Below are 3,686 nucleotides of genomic sequence, written 5' to 3'. Positions count from 1 at the left end.
GGGGTGGAGGTGGACTGGAAGGCGGTGATCGGTTCGGGTCGTCGGATGGTGGACCTGCCGACCTACGCCTTCCAACGCACCCGCTACTGGCTCGACGCCCCCGACCTCGGCCCGACCGTCCAGGGCGCCGCCGTCTCGGGCAGTGGTGACCTCGTCGACGACTCGTTCTGGCGCGCCGTCCGTGCCGACGACGTCACCGGGCTGGCCGGCCAACTCTCGCTGGAACCAGCGGCCCTGGCCGAGCTGGTTCCCGCACTGCGGTCCTGGGACGAGCGCCGTGGCATGCTCGGCACCGTCGACTCCTGGCGCTACACCGTGAGTTGGCAGCCGCTGCGGGACGCCGCTGCGCCCCGCCCCGCTGCTCGCTGGCTGCTGGTCACCTCGGCGCAGGACACGACCGCGCCGTCGATCCGCGCGGCCCTGGAGCGTCACGGCAGCACCGTCCAGCAGCTCGACCTCGACCCGGCGACCGCCCTCGACCGCGAGGTGCTCGCACGACTGCTGTGCGGGCAGCCGGAGTTCGACGCCGTCCTGTCGCTGCTCGCGCGCGACGGCGACCGGCACCCGGAGCACCCCGCCGTCCCGCTCGGCCTGGCCGCCACGCTCACCCTGCTGCAGGCGCTCACCGACGCCGGGGTGTCGGCGCCGCTGTGGTGTGTCACCAGCGGAGCCGTGTCCGTGGGCGACCATGAGCCGCTGGAGCACCCGTTCCAGGCGGAGACCTGGGGCCTCGGCCGGGTCGCCGCGCTGGAGTACCCGCGGGCCTGGGGTGGTCTGGTCGACCTGCCGTCCGATGCGGACGACGCGGTTCTCGACCGTTTCTGTACGGTGCTGGCTCGCGGTGATGGTGAGGACCAGGTCGCGGTGCGCCGCTCGGGTGTCTTCGGCCGTCGACTGGTGCGGGCGCGTGCCGGTGACGGTGTGTCGGGTCGCAGCTGGCGTCCGCGTGGGACGGTGCTGATCACCGGCGGTACCGGGGCACTGGGCGGTCATGTCGCGCGCTGGCTGGCGGCCAACGGCGCCACCCGTCTGGTGCTCACCAGCCGTCGCGGCGACCAGGCCCCCGGCACGGCCGAACTCCTAGCCGAACTCGCCGACCTGGGCGCCCACGCCACCGCCGTCGCCTGCGACCTCGCCGACCGCGACGCCGTCGCCGCACTCGTCCGGGACCATGAGACCAGGGGCGAGTCGATCCGCACCGTCATGCACACCGCGGGCGTCGCCGACCTCGCTCCGCTCGCCGACCTCACAGTGGGCGAGCTCGCCACCGTCGCGGCCGGCAAGGTCGCCGGGGCCGAACACCTGATCGACCTGCTGGACCCGGCCTCCCTGGACACCGTCGTACTGTTCTCGTCGATCGCCGCCGTCTGGGGCGTCGGCGACCATGCCGCGTACGCCGCCGCCAACGCCTACCTCGACGCGCTCGCGCAGCGCGCCCGTGGCCGGGGCCTCGCGGTCCACTCGGTGGCCTGGGGCCCGTGGGCCGGTGGTGGCATGATCGCCGACTCGCTGGAGGACACGCTGCGACGGCGAGGCGTACCGCTGATCCAGCCGGAACCCTCGATCCACGCGCTGCAACAGGTCCTGGACCGCGACGAAGCCGTGATCGCGGTGGCCGACGTCGACTGGGACCGCTTCGCCGCGGTCTTCACCGGCAGCCGGCCCAGCCCGCTGCTGGCCGACATCCCCGAGGTCCAGCGGGCCCTCGGCAGCGATTCCGGAGACGCCAGCGGTGCCGACGCAGGCACCGAGGGCAACGCCCTCGCCGAGCAGCTCGCCGCGCTTCCGGAGCAGGACCGCGAACGCAACCTGCTCGACCTGGTCCGCAGTCACGCGGCCCGGGTGCTCGGCCATGCGTCGGCCGAGGCGGTCGACGCCCGCCGCGCGTTCATGGAGCTCGGCTTCGACTCGCTCAGCGCCGTCGAGCTGCGCAACGGTATCGCGGCGGCGACCGGCCTGCGGCTGCCCGTCACCGTGGTCTTCGACTACCCGACCCCCACCGACCTGGCTCGATTCCTGCTCGGCGAGCTGCTCGGCGCCCCGCAGTCCACCGGCCCGGCGTCCGACGCCGCCGAGCAGCGCCTCGCGGCTGCGGACGACGACCCGATCGCCATCATCGGCATGGGCTGCCGCTACCCGGGCGGCGTCACCACCCCGGACGAGCTCTGGCAGCTCGTCATGGACGAGGCCGACGTCGTCTCGCCGCTGCCCACCAACCGTGGCTGGGACCTGGACGCCCTGTACAGCCCGGATCCGGACAAGCCCGGCACCTCCTACGTGCGTGCCGGTGGATTCCTGCACGACGCGGCAGAGTTCGACCCCGAGTTCTTCGGCATCAGCCCGCGTGAGGCCCTCGCGATGGACCCGCAGCAGCGCCTGCTCCTGGAGGTCGCACAGGAGGCGGTCGAACGGGCCCGGATCGCTCCGCAGTCGCTGAAGGGCAGCCGCACCGGCGTCTTCGTCGGTATGGCCGACCAGGCCTACGCGACCTCCCGGCAGGGTGGCGCCGACGGTTTCGAGGGCTACTTCGTCACCGGTGGCGCCTCCAGTGTGGCGTCGGGGCGGATCAGTTATGTGTTTGGTCTTGAGGGTCCGGCGGTGACGGTGGATACGGCGTGTTCGTCGTCGTTGGTGGCGTTGCACCTGGCGGTGCAGGCGCTGCGGCGCGGGGAGTGCACCCTGGCTCTGGCCGGCGCGGCGATGGTGATGTCGACCCCGTCGCAGTTCGTCGGTTTCAGCCGCCAACGCGGACTCGCCGCCGACGGGCGCTGCAAGGCGTTCTCCGACGACGCGGACGGCTTCGGCCTCGCCGAGGGTGCCGGGATGCTGGTGCTGGAGCGGTTGTCCGAGGCGCGGCGGAACGGGCACCGGGTGATGGCTCTGGTGCGTGGCAGTGCGGTGAACCAGGACGGTGCGTCCAACGGCCTGACGGCGCCGAACGGTCCGTCGCAGCAGCGGGTGATCCGCGCGGCCCTGGCCGACGCCGGCCTGTCGGCGGCGGACGTCGACGTGGTCGAAGCGCACGGTACGGGGACGTCGCTGGGCGACCCGATCGAGGCGCAGGCGCTGCTGGCGACGTACGGGCAGGGGCGGGACGCGGAGCGTCCGTTGTTCCTGGGCTCGTTGAAGTCCAACATCGGCCACACCCAGACCGCCGCCGGCATGGCGGGTGTGATCAAGATGGTGCAGGCGATGGGCCGTGGCGTGCTGCCGAGGACGCTGCATGTGGGTGAGCCGTCGCGGCATGTGGACTGGTCGGCGGGTGCGGTGGAGCTGTTGACGCAGTCGCGGGAGTGGCCCGAGGTGGACCGGCCCCGCCGGGCGGGAGTGTCCGGATTCGGTGTGTCCGGTACCAACGCGCACGTCGTGCTTGAGGCGGCGCCGGACGAGCCTGCGGTGGAGCCGAGTGCTCCCGTGCTGCCCCGGGATGCCGTCTTCAGCGGTGAGGTGGTGCCGTTGGTGGTGTCGGGGTGTGGTGGTGGGGGTTTGGCTGGTCAGGCGGGTCGGTTGGTGTCGGTGGTGGGTGGGTTGGGGTCGGAGGTTGCGCCGGGTTCGGGTTCGGTTTCCGGGCCGGGTACTGGTTCCGACATGGGTGTGGGTGATGTGGCGTGGTCGTTGGTGGGGTCGCGGGCGTTGTTGGGTGAGCGTGCGGTGGTGGTGGGTTCGGGTGTGGGTGGGTTGGTGGG

The 3,686-nt window shown here is 72.7% G+C and carries 1 protein-coding gene; it reads left to right on the top strand.

The features are described 5' to 3' along the window. Positions 1–45: 45 nt before the first annotated feature. Positions 46–3,686, top strand: a 3,641-nt coding sequence (locus tag ABH925_RS37490) for a type I polyketide synthase (protein ID WP_370156091.1), incomplete at its 3' end; no start/stop codon positions are given.

The sequence above is a fragment of the Streptacidiphilus sp. EB129 genome, assembly GCF_041262645.1.
In the GTDB taxonomy this organism is placed as follows: domain Bacteria; phylum Actinomycetota; class Actinomycetes; order Streptomycetales; family Streptomycetaceae; genus Streptacidiphilus.
The sequence above is the reverse complement of the archived record's forward strand: the minus strand, read 5'-3'. Positions and strand labels throughout refer to the sequence as shown.